This window comes from Patescibacteria group bacterium, from assembly GCA_041667185.1.
Taxonomy (GTDB): domain Bacteria; phylum Patescibacteriota; class Patescibacteriia; order SG8-24; family SG8-24; genus JBAYFM01.
The window spans coordinates 1-13,746 of sequence record JBAYFM010000006.1 but is presented as its reverse complement, the minus strand read 5'-3'; the positions used below and the strand labels follow the sequence as shown (position 1 = coordinate 13,746).

The window sequence follows — 13,746 nt, the reverse complement described above, 5'->3', positions numbered from 1 at the left end:
CGAATTTACGTCTATTTTTCAGGCCGCCAACCTTGCGATTTGCGGTTCCGCGTGTTACCATTTTCGCGTTATCCGCAGTTCCGCGGATTTTCGATAAAGGCTTTATGGCTGCTGAAAAAAAGGCTAAGGGAGGCCAGGAATATTCCGCCAAACAAATCACCGTCCTTGAGGGTCTTGAGTCCGTGCGCCGCCGTCCGGGTATGTACATCGGCTCGACCGGCGAGCAGGGCTTGCATCACCTCATCTGGGAAGTCGTCGACAACTCGATCGACGAAGCCATGGGCGGCCACTGCAACGAGATCACCGTCACCCTGCTGCCGGATGATTACGTTTCCGTCGAAGACAACGGCCGCGGCATCCCGGTCGACATGCACAAACAGTACAAGGTCTCCGCGCTCCAGCTCGTGCTGACCAAGCTGCACGCCGGCGGCAAATTCGGCGCGGGCGGCTACAAAGTGTCCGGCGGCCTGCACGGCGTCGGCGTCTCGGTCGTGAACGCCCTCTCCACCCACATGAAAGCCGAGGTCAAGCGCGACGGCAAACTCTGGGTCCAGGAATACAAGTGCGGCGTCCCGCAATACAAGGTGAAATCCGTCGGCAACGCCCGCGGTACCGGCACCACCATCACCTTCCAGGCCGACAAGTCCATCTTCCAGACCCTGGAATATAAATGGGAGACCGTGCTCGACCATCTGCGCCAGCAATCCTACCTGACCAAAGGCGTCCGGATGAACATCGTCGACAAACGGACCCGCGGCCAGCTCACCACCTACGGCTTCTATTTCGAAGGCGGCGTCAAATCCTACGTCCGCCATCTGAATCACCAGAAAGAGGTCAAACATCCGACGGTCTTCTACGTCAACAAAGAAGCCGAGGGCGTCCAGGTCGAGGTCGCGTTCCAATTCGTCGAAGATTACCACGAGAACGTGTACGCTTTCGCGAACAACATCTACAACCCGGACGGCGGCATGCATCTCGTCGGTCTGCGCATGGCGCTCACCCGCGTCCTGAACAGCTACGCCCGCAAGCAGAGCTACCTCAAGGAAAAAGATGACAACATCAGCGGCGAAGACAGCCGCGAGGGCCTGACCGCCGTCGTGAGCGTCAAGATCAAGGAGCCGCAATTCGAGGGCCAGACCAAAGCCAAACTCGGCAATCCCGAAGCCCGCACGGCCGTCGAGTCGGTGTTCTCCGAGGCGTTCGAGATCTTCCTTGAGGAACACCCGAAAGATTCCCAGGCTATCGTCGAGAAATGCATCCTGGCCGCGCGCGCCCGGGCCGCCGCCAAGGCCGCCCGCGACACCGTGCTCCGCAAGGGCGCTCTCGAGGGATTAACGCTTCCCGGCAAACTGGCCGACTGCTCGACCCGCGACGCAGCCCGCTCGGAACTCTACATCGTCGAGGGCGACTCCGCCGGCGGTTCGGCCAAACAGGGCCGCGACCGCGAATTCCAGGCCATCCTCCCCTTGCGCGGCAAGATCCTGAACGTCGAGCGCGCGCGCCTCGACAAGATCCTGGCCAACAACGAGATCAAGAACCTGATCGTCGCGCTCGGCACGAACATCGACGAACAGTTCGACATCACCCGGCTGCGCTACGGCCGTATCATCATCATGACCGATGCCGACGTTGACGGCGCGCACATCCGCACCCTGCTCCTGACGCTCTTCTACCGCTATTTCCCGGATCTCATCAATCAGGGCCACCTGTTCATCGCCCAGCCGCCGCTCTATCGCGTCGGCGGCGCCAAGGATTTCAAATACGCCTTCACCGAAGCCGAACGCGACCGCCACATCGCCGAATACCAGAAGAAACGGGCTGACACCAAACAAGCCAAGGTGAGCGCGAAGAAAGCCGAAGGGACTCCGACCGAAGAAGCTGAAGAGGCGGCGGCCGAAGAAGCGGCGACCCAGACCGTGAGCGGCGTGGCCGTCCAACGCTACAAAGGTCTCGGCGAAATGAACCCAGAACAGCTCTGGGAGACGACCATGAATCCCGCGAGTCGCATGATGAGGATCGTGACCGTCGAGGACGCGCAAAAAGCCGACACCATGTTCGACATCCTGATGGGTTCCGAGGTCGAACCGCGCAAACGCTTCATCCAGACGCACGCAAAGAACGTGAAGAACCTAGACATCTAGCGAATCACACGATAAAAAGGCGCCGGGCTCCAGCCGGCGTCTTTTTGAACCTGTAAGATTTTGCCACGAACGGCGTCATATATTATGCTATTAAGCGCCTTATTAAATTAACGCTAATCAAGCGCCCATAAACTATGTTCAAACGCTACCTCGGCACGGCCGTCCTGGCCTCGCTCATGGCCTCGACCCTGGCCCTCCCGGTCCTTGCGACCGAGACCAACGACAACTCGAATTCCAATTCGAACGTCAACGTCAACACGAACGCAAACACGAATACGAACACCAACAGCAACTCAAACTCCAACACAAACACCAACGCGAACACTAACGTCAATTCCAACGTCAACGACCATGATGATGACGACTGGAAAGAGAAAGCTAAAACCGAACGCGAACGGATCAAGGAAGAAAAAGAGAAGCTCCGCGAACAGCTGAAAAAGGAACGGGAACAGCTCAAGGAAAAAAAGCGCCTGGAGGCTGAAGCCGCGAACGCCGCGATGATCGCCTGCATGCAGACCGCCGTCGCCAGCCGCGAAACCGCTCTCCTCAAATCCATCGAGACCCGCTACAACGCCCACAAAGCCGCGCTCGAGGCCCGCAAGACCGCGCTCGTCGCAGCCTGGAAGATCGTCGATCTCAAGGAACGCCGCGCCGCGGCCAAGGCTGCCTGGTCCGCCTACCAGACTTCACTCCGCCAGGCCAACAAGACTTTCAAGAGCGAAAAGAACGCCACTTGGAAGCAGTTCTATGCCGATCGCAAGACCTGCAAGGCCAGCGGCAATTCCGGCGACTACACCACCGAAGGCGCCGACGCCACGCTCTAGCTGACAGCCGAAAAACCGCCCCGCAAGGGGCGGTTTAGTATTGCGCGCAATTCCCTGATAGTATTAGATGAGACGCGCTGACCTATGATGCCACTGACCCGCGAAGAACTCTTCAGAAAAAATTTCCCGGACGAGCCGGCTTTCCGCTGGAAGCAGATCGGCTCGGCCTTGTTTCAGGATGGCTGGAACAGCTGGAACAACGCCACTTCCCTGCCGGCCGGCCTGCGGCAAACTTTGGCCGAAAACACTCCCTGGACATCCTATGTCGACGCGACCATCGTCGGAAGCGGCGACAACGAGACCCACAAAGCGGCCCTGAAACTGACGGACGGACAATGCATCGAGACCGTGCTCATGCGCAACCGCCGCGGCGCCTGGACGATCTGCGTCTCCTCGCAGGTCGGCTGCGCCATGCGCTGCACGTTCTGCGCCACCGGCCGGATGGGGCTCCAGCGCAATCTGACCGCCGACGAGATCGTCGACCAGTACCGCTTCTGGAAACGCCACCTGGCGGAACACACGGAACAAGCCGGACGGATCAGCAACCTGGTCTTCATGGGCATGGGCGAACCGATGGCGAATTATGACAACGTCAAAGCGGCGATCCGGACGCTCCTTGAGCGGACGGACGTCGGCCCCACCCACATCACTGTCTCGAGCGTCGGGCTCCTGCCGCAGCTCGAAGCGCTCCTCGGCGACCAAGACTGGCCGCCGGTGCGTCTCGCCATCTCCCTGCACAGCGCCGACCCCGTGACGCGCCGCGAGATCATGCCGACCTCATACGAAGGCTTCCTCGGACGGCTGGCCGCCTGGTCGAACCGCTATCTCCAGGAAAAAGGCGGCCGGCGTCGGCACGTGACTTTCGAATACCTCCTGCTCGCCGGCGTCAACGACACGCCGCGACACGCCGAACTTCTGACTGCTTTCGTGCGCGCGTCCGGCCGGGCCCGGGTGAACCTCATCCCCTACAATGCGACCGACTCCGGCTTCACTGGTTCCGACGAGACGGCGACGCAGGATTTTCTGGCCGCCCTGGAACGCGCCGGGATCGACGCCACGCGCCGGCGCTCCATGGGCACGGACATCGCCGCGGCGTGCGGTCAACTCATATTGAAAGTCAAAAAAGACTCCCCCGCCGCAGACGGGGCAGCCAGCTAATCTTCGGTATTAAGAAGCGACCGCTCCGGCGACCGAGCCGTCCGACCGCGAAACAAAAAAAGACCGCCCTCCAAAGAGTGCGGTCTTAAGATTCAGCGGCCGTAAAAGAGCTGTTCCAGCAGGACGCGGTCATAGCGGCGCAGAGCCGCTTCATCCGTACCGCAACGAACGACCGACGCCATGGTCGAACGACCCTCCTCGCCATAGTGAGACAGCCCCAGCATATGGCCGAGTTCGTGGCGAACGATCCGGTTCAGATCGCAATGATCCAACTCATCACCGAACCAGACCTGGCGGCGCCAAACGATGACGTCGCCGCCCGGCCAATGCCAGCCGCAGGCGATGAAACGTCCTATGCCATCCACGCCCTCGCCGGAACTGGCCGGATCGGAGTCATCCGGAGCGACCACGTTCAAACCATCGCACGGCTTGGATCCGAAGACCGGGGCCAGATAGAAACGATCCGGCTGATAACCGGCGGCGCCGCGCCGCAGGATGAAAGCCGGACGGCCGGTCATCTCCAGGACCAGTCCGTTCCAATAATCCGCGGCCGCGATGATCTCGATCCTCTCGACCTCGGACCAAGAATCAGAAATGATGATCGTGACGGGCAAAGCGGAAATACCGGTGCGATCGGCCAGGATCGTGCCGCCGTAGCCAGCCGCCGCGAGCGACCAGATGACGACGGTCGCGGTTCTGAGGCCGCGGCCGCCGCGAAAGCGACGGAGCAGCAGCATGACCGCGATCGACACGACCGCGGCGAGTATCCACAGCGGGATGAGTCGAAGTAAAAGGTTCTCCCCATACATAGGACTCTCCTTTGTCTGGGTCCGCCCCTACTTAACACCCTGGGCGCAAACAGCGCAACTGGGCTTGTGGCCGGGCTGAAGTCGGCGCTGGCCGGCAAAACAGCGTCCCACTTGCCAACCCGCAGTTTCTGCGCTATAGTCGGCATATCAATCTATATACCGCCCCCGGGGCGGTTTTAAGAACCTGAAATTTGGCTCACTATGGCCAATCCTCTCATCGCTTATATAAAGGAATCGCGGGCCGAGCTCACGAAGGTCACCTGGCCGACTCGCAGCCACGTCGTCAAGGACACCTTGGTCGTCATCGGCATTTCCCTGTCGACCGCCGTGTTTTTCGGCGTCATCGATTACGCCCTGGTCATCATCTTCCGCCGCGTTCTTAACATTTAGTCCTTTGGGCGCGGCCGGCGCTAGCTGGCAGCTGCCAATTGCCTCTCGGCCCCTATGCCGAAACAGACATCACAACTCGGACGACGCTGGTTCGCCATCCACACCTACTCCGGTTACGAGGAGAACGTCGCCCACAATCTCAAGCAGCGCATCGAGTCCATGGACATGCAGGACAAGATCTTCGGCGTCCTGATCCCCAAGGAAAAAAAGATCAAGATCAAGAACGGCAAGCGCAAGATCGTCGAGGAGAAGATTTTCCCCGGCTACGTCATGGTCGAGATGATCGTCACCGACGACTCCTGGTATGTCGTCCGCAACACGCCGAACGTGACCGGCTTCATCGGCACGGGCAACACGCCGACTCCGATCTCCGAGGAGGAGATCAAGACCATCCAGAAACGGATGGGCGTCAACGAGCCGGAATACAAGATCAACATTGATGTCAACGCTCCGGTCAAGATCACCGACGGCCCGTTCAAGGGCTTCGAAGGCAAGGTGGCCGAGATCGACGAGTCGCGCGGCAAAATCAAGGTGCTCGTCTCCATGTTCGGCCGCGAGACGCCGGTGGAGTTGGATTTCTTGCAAGTGAAGAAGATTTAGAAAGTTGGGAAGTTTAGGAGAGACGGAGTCAGGGAGAGACGAAGAGACGGAGTCACGTCGTTCGCGAACGACGTGGCGGAGTGTAGGAGTTTTTGTCGGGTCTCCCCGACTCCTGCACTCCCGCACTCTCCCGTTCATTGGATCAGGGAGAGACGCGGGCTGGCAACGGCCCGCGTTTTGATATGCGAGCAACCGCCTTGACCCGGCCAATGCGCCATGATAAGAAATGAGCGTTCTTTCGACAACCATGGAGGCTCTGATGGCGAAAAAGATCGACCCTAAAAAGGCCATTGAGAAAACGACAGCGGACCTGGCTGAAAGCATCCGGGCGTACGCCCGCTCCCAGAAGGAGCAGTGGCGGCTCGTGCCCTGGCTCGCACTCGAGGCCGACGGCCGCAGCGGCTACCTGGACAACTACTCCCGGGCCTACAACTTGGGGGTCTGGGCGCTCGACGCGAGCCGCTCCGACGGCGGCTACAACATCTACGTTGACCTCGCGACCGGCGAACTGATCCGGGCCGGCATGTTCCACTGGGACCAAGGCAAGCCCACTCCCGCCTCAGACAGAGAGGTGCTCGCTCTCGCCGCTCACATCAAGGAACTGGACGCCGCCGCGATCATCAAGGGACTCCAGAGGAAATCCAAGAAACCGACCAACAAGTTCTACGACCCCGCTAAACAGGCCGCCTGGCGCAAAAAGATCCGCCGGGAGCGTGGTCTGAAGCCGGTCTACACCGCCGACCAGCGCGGCCCAGCCAACCTCTCAAGCATCTTCTGATAAGGCAAAAGGGACAGTCTTTTTCACATCGAAGAGGACTATCCGCTTTTGAACCGCAGGCGCCAACCCTTGGCGCCTTTTTTTGTATGAAATACGGAGATGCGGAGCTACGTCGTTCGCGAACGACGTGGCGAAAACGCTGGCTAGCAACGGCCCGCGTTTTGATATGCGAGCAACCGCCTTGACCCGGCCAATGCGCCATGATAAGAAAAGGGCGTTCTTTCGACAACCACGGAGGCTCTGATGGCAAAAAAGATCGACCCCAAAAAGGCCATTGAGAAAACGACAGCGGACCTGGCTGAAAGCATCCGGGCGTACGCCCGCTCCCAAAAGGAGCAATGGCAGCTCGTGCCCTGGCTCGCGCTCGAGGCCGACGGCCGCAGCGGCTATCTGGACAACTACTCCCGGGCCTACAACTTGGGGGTCTGGGCGCTCCGGGCCACTAGTTCCCACGGCTGCTACCTGATCTACGTCGATCTCGCGACCGGTGAACTGGTTCAGTCCTACACTTTCCACAATACCCGAGGGAAACTCGTGACCGCATCTGACCGGGAGGTCCTCGTTCTTGCCACGCATCTTGAGGAACTGGATGCAGCAATGATCGTCAAGGAGCTCCAAAAGGAATCCAAGAAGCCGACCAATAAATTCTACGAACCCGCTGAACAAGCCGCCTGGCGCGGAAAGATCCGCCGGAAACTCGGCCTGCAGCCGGTCTACGCCGCCGATCAGCGCGGCTCGCTCCATTCTTCGGGCGACCTCGATGATTGAACACGCAAAAGGGACACCCCTTTTTTTTGACCGGAAGGTGCCAACTCTTGGCGTCTTTTTTTTTGTACAAAAAAATGGGCATCCGGAGAGGATGCCCAAAGGGTCGGTGTCTAAAGATCGATGACAGTCACGGGCTCAAGATCCGAACGGATGAGCTTGATCCCGGAACCAGCCAAGGAAGCCTCGACGCTCACGATGGCGTTCATAGAGCCGTGCGTGAGGATCGCTGTTTCCGGAGCCAGATCCAGGAACCACTTGATGGTCCCCTGCCGGTCGTTGTGGCCGCCGAGGCGGAAATGTTCCACCTGGCAAGCGAGATCCAACGAGACGGACTGGATGTGTCCGAGACGGTCGGTCTCCCGGAATTTGACCCGCTGGTCGTTACCGGTGCGCTGCCGTTCGGCTTCCGCGGCCAGAATGATCTGACCGTCGGTATCCGGGGCGACGAAACCGGAGAAAGCGACGACCGCGCCCGGATCCGGCAACAGCTCACGCCGCCACCAGGTGCCGACGCCGCCGGGTCCGCCCATGCCCGGAGGGGCGATGACGACGTACCCGCGGTTCGAATTCAGGACCGCTTCGCGCTGCTTACGTTCCCAGATGTGGTTCACCCGATCGATGACGAGCTTCTCGTCGCGATCGCACCAGATGTGATCGTCCGACGTGTACAGATCGGCGAAACCACAGGCTGAACCGTCGAGGAACACGCGGCCACCGCGCGTCAGACCGGCGCGCTGCAACTCGTGGGCGATGGCGCCGGCGCGATGCAGCGAAAAGGCGTAGAACAACACCCGCCGCCGTTCGTCCAGAGCCTTGCGGCACATCTCGATGGCGCGATCCATTTCGGAGCGCCACGCGGGAACCGTGCCGCCGGAGTCGTAGCCGTAGGTGCAGTCCGAGCCGGCGACGATCTGCGGCCGCCAAGCTGGCGGCAGCGGTCGGGCGCCGAGGATCCCGGGCTGGTCGTGGTCGCAGCGGTCGCCCGCGTAATGCACGCGGGTCTGGCCGGCGAGCAGGGTGTAAGAACACGCCCCGCTGATATGGCCGGCCGACTGGACCCAGACCTGAAGGCCGGGCAGCAGCTCGTGGCAGCCGGCGCTCGTGATCTCCGTGACGCGCGACAGCATCTTGCGGACGTCATCCAAACCGTAGGGCTTGGCGACTCCAGGCGCTGTCTTGGCGATCGCTTTGGAAGCCGCCCTGAGTTCCAGCATGAACGCCTGGTTGACCGCGAGTGCGGTCGGCCGGGTCATGATGAACTGGGCGTCCAGAGAGAGATACGGCACGAGAGCCGGCAGACAGCCGACGTGATCGTGATGCGCGTGCGTGACGAGCACCGCGTCGATCGGCCGGCCATCCTCGAAGAGCGACAGGTCCGGTCCGAAGAAAGTCTCGACGCCCTTGTGGCGCCGCGAACCGGAGCCGCAATCGATGACCAGACGCTGTTTGATCTCCGTTCCTTCGCGGATGTCGATCACGCCGCACGAGGGTTCGATGTCATCAGGACCAGAATGCGTTCCGAGCCGGTGTAACACTGCGTTCTTCGCCATTAGGAACCGCCTTTCTCGACCGCGCGCCCGTGGCGCTCACGGCCGATGTTTCTTATTCGGTTGTGAAGGGGCTGATGGTCTTCCGAACCGAAAAAGTGCGGAAGATCTTATCTAAGCAGTAAAACAGGCAAAAGTCAATGCGCTGTTCCGCGGTTGAAAACCGACTTTTCCCGGCTGAAAGGCTGTCGGTCCGTCCCTGGCAGCGACGCCAGAATCAGTAACGCTTCAAACCGCGGAACTGGAATGACGGACTTGGACCAAACTGAAAAACCTGGCTTATTTTCGCCAAAATCAGCGGGGTCGAGACGAACAGGATCGTCGCTAGCCACCGAGACCGCCCCGGTCTTGCGCGATAACCGAATTTGAGGTAACCTGCCGGACACGTGCCGGGTGGGGTTCTTACGGACCCGCTTCTCACCACGGCCAGATCAAGGCTAATTATTCGCACAAAAATATGGCCAAGAAGGTCAAGACAGTGATCAAACTGCAGATCCCGGCAGGCAAGGCCAATCCGGCTCCGCCAGTCGGCCCGGCGCTCGGCCAGCACGGCCTGAACATCGCCGAATTCTGCCAGAAATTCAACGCGGCGACGTCCAAACTCGGCGGCGACATCACCCCGGTCGTCATCACCGTTTACGAAGACCGGACCTACTCGTTCATCCTCAAGACCCCGCCGGCTTCCGAGCTGATCAAGAAAGCCGCCGGCATCACCAAGGGTTCCGGCAAGCCGCTGACCGAGAAGGTCGGCAAGATCACCAAGGCTCAGGCCAAAGAGATCGCCGAGAAGAAGATGCCCGACCTCAACACGACCGACATCGAGGCCGCCATCCGCATCATCGAAGGCACGGCCCGCCAGATGGGCGTGGAGATCGCCGGCTGAACTCCAGCACTCCAGCACTCCGTCTCTCCCCAACTTCCCAACTTCACCAACTAATTGTGGGAGGCTGCCAACGCAGCCGCCCGTCCTCGACGGACCTTGATCCGCCGGGATGAACACCACGAAACCTATGCCGCACGGCAAACGCTACAAGGCGCAGCTCGCGAGCTTCGACGCCAAGAAGACCTACGCTCCGGAAGAAGCGATCGAGATCGCCAAGAAGACCTCGACCGTCAAATTCGACGCCTCCGTCGAAGTCCACATCCACCTCGGCATCGACCCCAAGAAGGGCGAGCAGCAGGTCCGCGCCACGGTCGCCCTGCCCCATGGCACCGGCAAGACCAAGAAAGTGGCCGCTTTCGTCATGAGCCCGGAGAAGGAACGCGAAGCCAAGGAAGCCGGCGCCGACCCGGTCGGCGGCGAGGAACTGATCGCCAAGATCGCCTCCTCCGGCAAGATCGACTTCGACATCGCCGTCGCGACGCCGGACATGATGCCGAAACTCGCCAAGGTGGCCAAGATCCTCGGCCCCAAAGGCCTCATGCCGAGCCCGAAGAACGAGACGGTCACCGCCAACATCAAGAAGGCCGTCGAAGAGCTCCGCCGCGGCAAGGTCGCTTTCAAGGCTGATGATACCGCCAACGTCCACCAGATCATCGGCAAAGTTTCCTTCACCAAGGAGCAGCTGACCGAGAATTTCAACGCCATCATGGACGCCATCCGCCGGGCCAAGCCGGCCACGGCCAAAGGCACCTACGTCCAGTCGGTCACGGTCACCTCGACCATGGGCCCGGGCGTCAAAGTGTCGGTCTGAGCGGAAAACAGGATTCATCAACAGGGCGGCGGGCGGTGATTTGAAAAACCGCCCGCCGTTTGGTATAACCAGTCAGTAACAAACCCCCGCGCGACCTTATGATCCTGTCGGATCGGGACATCAAAAAATACCTGGAACAAGGCAAAATTTCGATCGCGCCTTTCGCGCCGGAATGCGTCCAGCCGGCGTCGGTTGATCTGCACCTGGACCGCGCTTTCCTGATCTTCGACACGGTCAACCACCACATCATCGACGTCCGCCAACCGGTCGACAACCTGATGCGGCGCGTGGAAATCGACGAGGACCGGCCTTTCATCCTGCATCCGGGCGAATTCGCGCTGGGCGCGACCTATGAAGAGGTCGGCGTCGGCGACGATGTCGTCGGCCGGCTCGAAGGCAAGAGCTCGCTCGGCCGCCTCGGCATCATCATCCACGCCACGGCCGGTTATCTCGATCCCGGCAACCGCCTCAAGCTGACGCTCGAACTCTCGAACATCGGCAGCCTGCCGGTCAAGCTGTTCTATAAGATGCCGATCGCCCAGATGTCCTTCTCGCCGCTGTCTACGGCCTGCGAAAATCCCTACGGTTCGAAAAAACTCGGCTCGAAATATTTCGGCGCCCGCGAACCGCAGGCTTCCCAGATGTGGAAGAATTTCGGCGCCAACATCGTGGCCGGCGAAGCCAAGGCGGCCAAGCCGTCCCAGAAACCGCGGACCAGCCGCGGCAAAAAATGATCATCCAGCCCGGTCGCATCGACCGAGCTTCTTTATGGACCTCCCTGGCAGTAAAACTAAATTCCGCCTATCGCTCGCTCTCGGCCTGATCCTGATGTTCGCGCCGTTCGCCGCGGCGGCTCAGGCGGTCGATCTCGGACTGGTCTACGCCCAGTCGTCCGGCTTGCCGAATCTCGACATCAGGATGATCGCCACAGCGCTCATCCGCTGTCTCCTGGGTCTCGCCGGTTTCATATTGGTCCTGCAGATCCTCAAAGGCGGCTTTCTGCTCATGACCCAGGGCTCCTCGGCCGATGGCCACGACGAGGCCGTCGAGGTCATCAAGTCCGGCATTTTCGGCTTCATCCTGGTCGGCATTTCCTCGTCGCTCACCGATTACATCGTCCGCACCGTGGCCGACGCCGCCGGCATGGTCATCACCAATTACCTATGATCAACCTCGAGATCAGCCGGATCGACCCGACGCTGCCGCTGCCGACCTACGCCACGCCCGGCTCGGTCGCTTTCGATATCTACGCCCGCGAGGAGACGGCCATCGCCCCAGCCAAGCTGGCGCTCATCCCGTCGAACCTGATCGTGCGCGTGCCAGAGGGCTATGTCCTGCTGCTGGCGTCGCGCTCTTCCACTCCCCTGAAGAAAGGCCTGCTCACGCCGCACGGCATCGGCATCGTGGACCAGGATTTCTGCGGCCCGACGGACGAGATGAAAGTGCAGGTCTACAACTTCACCGCCGCCGAAGTCGTCATCAAGCGCGGCGAGCGGATCGCCCAGGCCCTGGTGCTGCCGGTTGCGAAATGCGATCTCGTCGAGGTCGAGATGACCGGCGCGAGCCGCGGCGGTTACGGCAGTACGGGAAGCTAGCGGCTGACAATCCGCGCAGCGGGCCTCCGGGCCCGTTTTTCAGAACGACTTTCGATAACGCTATGGCGAATCGACACCGCTTCAATCTCAACCGTCTGGATTTCGGCGACCCGCCCCCTGAGCGGGAACGGTGTTTCGGCGACGACACGGGCGGCGGGAAAGCGATCTTCGAGGACGAACAGTCGGCCCTGAATGAAGCCGCGCGCCTCTGGGATTCGGAAGGCCTCAAGCTCGACGTCTACTGGTGCCCGCACTGCTTCCACTGGCACTTCACCAAATCCGCCCGAACCTAGGGGACTGTCCCCAGGTCAAAAATGGTTGGCTGGGTTGAGCCAAGTCTTAGGGGCAAGAGTGTCCCAGCCCGGCAGTTCTGGTTATTTTTTCCGGCGCAGTTTTTTGGCCGCGAGCGCGATGATCATCAACACAAAGAAACCCCGCTCAGGAAAGCGGGGTTTTGGTTTCAGTCGGTTGGCTGTCCGGACCGGCTCACGCGCTCGCGTCGATGATGCGGCGCAGTTCAGCGACCGCTTCGTCGAGCTTGCCGTCGGCGTTCACGACCCGATGGTCGAACTCGCGCCCGGCGGAGGCCATCTCTTCCTGAGCCTTGCCGAAACGCCGGGCCACATCCTCCGGCGTGGAGCCGGGGCGGGCTTCGAGTCGGCCACGCAACTCATCGAGCGACCCCGGCGTGACATAGACCGTCACGCACTCGGGAATGGCCGCTCTGACCGCGCGGACGCCCACGATATCCAGGATGCCCAAAACCACCCGATGATCGCGCCACAATTTCTCGAGTTCGCGGCGCGAAGACCCGTAGAAATTGCCGTAGGTCTCGGCCCACTCGAAGAACTCACCCTGATCGCGGCGGGCGATGAACTCCTCGCGCGACAGGAAATGATAATCGCGGCCGTCGACCTCGCCGGGACGCGGCGAGCGCGAAGTGTTGGTCACGAGCCGCGTCAAAGACGCGTCAGCTTTGAGCAGCGCTTCGGCCACCGTCGTCTTGCCCGAACCCGAAGGCCCGGAAATCACCAGATAGACTTTCTTGGACATACTGCCTCCTCCTATTGCCGACCTTTTAAGAATCCTTAATGAACGACGCAAGATTAACACCGGGCGGACCAATTGACAACACCGGCCTCAGGCCGCAATCCCGCGGAAATATTCCAGGATCCGGACCATGGCCAAAGTGTCGAGCGCGCAATATTCGAGCATGGCCCGGCGCAGCTCGCGGCGCTCGCGTTCCGGGACGGCCGGATCCGTGAGGATGGCCCAGCTCGCGGCCGCAGTCTCCCCTTCCCGGATGGCCAGCTCTTTGTAGGAAAGGTCGGGAGCGAGCACGGGCAGGACTTTCTTGATGGAAGCGCTGCCGTGAAAACCGGCGTCGACGTATTCGCCGTCCTGGACGATGTGGATCGGGTCGAAGATCCGCCCGTTCAGCT

17 protein-coding genes are annotated in these 13,746 nt (G+C 60.8%); 13 read left to right on the top strand and 4 right to left on the bottom strand.

Translation table 11 applies throughout. The features are described from left to right. Nucleotides 1–104: 104 nt before the first annotated feature. The 3 genes from gyrB (at nt 105) to rlmN (ending at nt 4,123) form a co-directional block, all read left to right on the top strand. Nucleotides 105–2,141 (top strand): DNA topoisomerase (ATP-hydrolyzing) subunit B, encoded by a 2,037-nt coding sequence (gyrB, locus tag WCT10_02870; GenBank protein MFA6603761.1) that lies wholly within the window; start codon nt 105–107, stop codon nt 2,139–2,141. A gap of 134 nt (nt 2,142–2,275) precedes the next feature. Continuing rightward, on the top strand, nt 2,276–2,965 hold the full coding sequence (locus WCT10_02865) for a hypothetical protein (GenBank protein ID MFA6603760.1): 690 nt from the start codon (nt 2,276–2,278) through the stop codon (nt 2,963–2,965). Between the two features lie 84 nt (nt 2,966–3,049). Further along, nucleotides 3,050–4,123 carry a 23S rRNA (adenine(2503)-C(2))-methyltransferase RlmN gene (gene rlmN / locus WCT10_02860; GenBank protein MFA6603759.1) on the top strand — a complete coding sequence of 358 codons (1,074 nt, stop codon included), beginning with the start codon at nt 3,050–3,052 and terminating at the stop codon, nt 4,121–4,123. Nucleotides 4,124–4,215: 92 nt separating this feature from the next. Here the strand turns inward: rlmN and WCT10_02855 are convergent, their stop codons facing one another. Next, nucleotides 4,216–4,932, bottom strand: a complete 717-nt coding sequence (locus tag WCT10_02855; protein MFA6603758.1) for a matrixin family metalloprotease — start codon at nt 4,930–4,932, stop codon at nt 4,216–4,218. A gap of 201 nt (nt 4,933–5,133) precedes the next feature. On the opposite strand from WCT10_02855, the gene secE reads away from it, so the two are divergent. The 4 genes from secE (at nt 5,134) to WCT10_02835 (ending at nt 7,468) form a co-directional block, all read left to right on the top strand. Further along, a complete protein-coding gene (secE, locus tag WCT10_02850; protein MFA6603757.1) occupies nt 5,134–5,322 on the top strand; it encodes a preprotein translocase subunit SecE in 189 nt (62 codons plus the stop codon). A 54-nt stretch (nt 5,323–5,376) separates the two neighbouring features. Then, the gene (gene nusG / locus WCT10_02845) at nt 5,377–5,922 is read left to right on the top strand and encodes a transcription termination/antitermination protein NusG (GenBank protein ID MFA6603756.1); all 546 of its coding nucleotides are present in this window, start codon (nt 5,377–5,379) and stop codon (nt 5,920–5,922) included. A gap of 259 nt (nt 5,923–6,181) precedes the next feature. Further along, nucleotides 6,182–6,700 carry a hypothetical protein gene (locus WCT10_02840; GenBank protein MFA6603755.1) on the top strand — a complete coding sequence of 173 codons (519 nt, stop codon included), beginning with the start codon at nt 6,182–6,184 and terminating at the stop codon, nt 6,698–6,700. A gap of 243 nt (nt 6,701–6,943) precedes the next feature. Further along, the gene (locus WCT10_02835) at nt 6,944–7,468 is read left to right on the top strand and encodes a hypothetical protein (GenBank protein MFA6603754.1); all 525 of its coding nucleotides are present in this window, start codon (nt 6,944–6,946) and stop codon (nt 7,466–7,468) included. A 110-nt stretch (nt 7,469–7,578) separates the two neighbouring features. Here the strand turns inward: WCT10_02835 and WCT10_02830 are convergent, their stop codons facing one another. Further along, nucleotides 7,579–9,018: an MBL fold metallo-hydrolase gene (locus tag WCT10_02830; protein MFA6603753.1), complete on the bottom strand. Its 1,440-nt coding sequence runs from the start codon at nt 9,016–9,018 to the stop codon at nt 7,579–7,581. A gap of 454 nt (nt 9,019–9,472) precedes the next feature. Between WCT10_02830 and rplK the strand changes: the two genes are divergently transcribed. The 6 genes from rplK to WCT10_02800 all read left to right on the top strand — a co-directional run bounded on the left by rplK (nt 9,473) and on the right by WCT10_02800 (nt 12,597). After that, nucleotides 9,473–9,898, top strand: coding sequence for a 50S ribosomal protein L11 (rplK, locus tag WCT10_02825; GenBank protein ID MFA6603752.1), 426 nt, complete (start codon nt 9,473–9,475; stop codon nt 9,896–9,898). 127 nt (nt 9,899–10,025) lie between these two features. Further along, nucleotides 10,026–10,709, top strand: coding sequence for a 50S ribosomal protein L1 (gene rplA, locus WCT10_02820; protein MFA6603751.1), 684 nt, complete (start codon nt 10,026–10,028; stop codon nt 10,707–10,709). 98 nt (nt 10,710–10,807) lie between these two features. Then, nucleotides 10,808–11,443: a dCTP deaminase gene (gene dcd / locus WCT10_02815; GenBank protein ID MFA6603750.1), complete on the top strand. Its 636-nt coding sequence runs from the start codon at nt 10,808–10,810 to the stop codon at nt 11,441–11,443. A 34-nt stretch (nt 11,444–11,477) separates the two neighbouring features. Beyond that, the gene (locus tag WCT10_02810) at nt 11,478–11,876 is read left to right on the top strand and encodes a hypothetical protein (GenBank protein MFA6603749.1); all 399 of its coding nucleotides are present in this window, start codon (nt 11,478–11,480) and stop codon (nt 11,874–11,876) included. Further along, a complete protein-coding gene (locus WCT10_02805; GenBank protein ID MFA6603748.1) occupies nt 11,873–12,304 on the top strand; it encodes a dUTP diphosphatase in 432 nt (143 codons plus the stop codon). The genes WCT10_02810 and WCT10_02805 overlap by 4 nt, the downstream gene beginning before the upstream one ends. Nucleotides 12,305–12,366: 62 nt before the next feature. Next, on the top strand, nt 12,367–12,597 hold the full coding sequence (locus WCT10_02800) for a hypothetical protein (protein ID MFA6603747.1): 231 nt from the start codon (nt 12,367–12,369) through the stop codon (nt 12,595–12,597). Between the two features lie 193 nt (nt 12,598–12,790). Here WCT10_02800 and gmk read toward each other — a convergent pair whose 3' ends face one another. Further along, nucleotides 12,791–13,357 (bottom strand): guanylate kinase, encoded by a 567-nt coding sequence (gene gmk, locus WCT10_02795; protein MFA6603746.1) that lies wholly within the window; start codon nt 13,355–13,357, stop codon nt 12,791–12,793. Between the two features lie 87 nt (nt 13,358–13,444). Further along, nucleotides 13,445–13,746, bottom strand: a 302-nt coding sequence (locus tag WCT10_02790; GenBank protein MFA6603745.1) for a DUF2779 domain-containing protein, incomplete at its 5' end; no start/stop codon positions are given.

Coding starts and splice junctions, on each gene's coding strand:
- WCT10_02830 (MFA6603753.1), bottom strand. CDS start 9,018: ATGGCGAAGAACGCAGTGTTACACCGGCTCGGAACGCATTCTGGTCCT.
- rplA (MFA6603751.1), top strand. CDS start 10,026: ATGCCGCACGGCAAACGCTACAAGGCGCAGCTCGCGAGCTTCGACGCC.
- gyrB (MFA6603761.1), top strand. CDS start 105: ATGGCTGCTGAAAAAAAGGCTAAGGGAGGCCAGGAATATTCCGCCAAA.
- WCT10_02800 (MFA6603747.1), top strand. CDS start 12,367: ATGGCGAATCGACACCGCTTCAATCTCAACCGTCTGGATTTCGGCGAC.
- WCT10_02835 (MFA6603754.1), top strand. CDS start 6,944: ATGGCAAAAAAGATCGACCCCAAAAAGGCCATTGAGAAAACGACAGCG.
- rplK (MFA6603752.1), top strand. CDS start 9,473: ATGGCCAAGAAGGTCAAGACAGTGATCAAACTGCAGATCCCGGCAGGC.
- WCT10_02840 (MFA6603755.1), top strand. CDS start 6,182: ATGGCGAAAAAGATCGACCCTAAAAAGGCCATTGAGAAAACGACAGCG.
- WCT10_02805 (MFA6603748.1), top strand. CDS start 11,873: ATGATCAACCTCGAGATCAGCCGGATCGACCCGACGCTGCCGCTGCCG.
- WCT10_02865 (MFA6603760.1), top strand. CDS start 2,276: ATGTTCAAACGCTACCTCGGCACGGCCGTCCTGGCCTCGCTCATGGCC.
- secE (MFA6603757.1), top strand. CDS start 5,134: ATGGCCAATCCTCTCATCGCTTATATAAAGGAATCGCGGGCCGAGCTC.
- nusG (MFA6603756.1), top strand. CDS start 5,377: ATGCCGAAACAGACATCACAACTCGGACGACGCTGGTTCGCCATCCAC.
- dcd (MFA6603750.1), top strand. CDS start 10,808: ATGATCCTGTCGGATCGGGACATCAAAAAATACCTGGAACAAGGCAAA.
- rlmN (MFA6603759.1), top strand. CDS start 3,050: ATGATGCCACTGACCCGCGAAGAACTCTTCAGAAAAAATTTCCCGGAC.
- WCT10_02810 (MFA6603749.1), top strand. CDS start 11,478: ATGGACCTCCCTGGCAGTAAAACTAAATTCCGCCTATCGCTCGCTCTC.
- gmk (MFA6603746.1), bottom strand. CDS start 13,357: ATGTCCAAGAAAGTCTATCTGGTGATTTCCGGGCCTTCGGGTTCGGGC.
- WCT10_02855 (MFA6603758.1), bottom strand. CDS start 4,932: ATGTATGGGGAGAACCTTTTACTTCGACTCATCCCGCTGTGGATACTC.